This is a genomic window from Streptomyces sp. SID14478, assembly GCF_010548525.1.
Taxonomy (GTDB): Bacteria; Actinomycetota; Actinomycetes; order Streptomycetales; family Streptomycetaceae; genus Streptomyces.
In genome coordinates, this window is sequence record NZ_JAAGMG010000625.1 from 1 (window position 1) to 390 (window position 390).

Annotated in this window: 1 protein-coding gene; it reads right to left on the reverse strand. The window is 77.7% G+C overall.

Annotated elements, in window-relative coordinates:
• Positions 1 to 390, reverse strand: a 390-nt coding sequence (locus G3I40_RS20325) for a hypothetical protein (protein WP_203644457.1), incomplete at both ends; no start/stop codon positions are given.

The window sequence follows — 390 nt, forward strand, 5'->3', positions numbered from 1 at the left end:
TGCACGGCGGTCGTGCGGTCGCCGCTGATCCACGCCGCGCGGGCGAACCCCGCACCGGCCTCCGCGGCCAGGCAGTCGCTTCCGATCCGGTCGGCGGCGCGCAGCGCCCGGTGGCCCGCCTCGATCGCCAGGTCGATGCGGCCGAGCCGCAGCCGGACCTCGGCGAGACCGGTGGCGAACTGCGGCACCAGGTAGTCGAGTTCCTGCGCGGCGGCGATGCCCAGGCCCCGTTCGAAGTGGCGGGCGGCCTGCGCGTCCTGCTCCAGCCGGGCCAGGGCCCTGCCCAGCCAGTACAGGGTGTCGAGCCGGCCGACGAGGGCGGTGTCGTCGAGACCGGCGACCAGGCCGGTCACCTCGGCGAGCCGCGCGGCGGCCCGTGCGGTGCGGCCC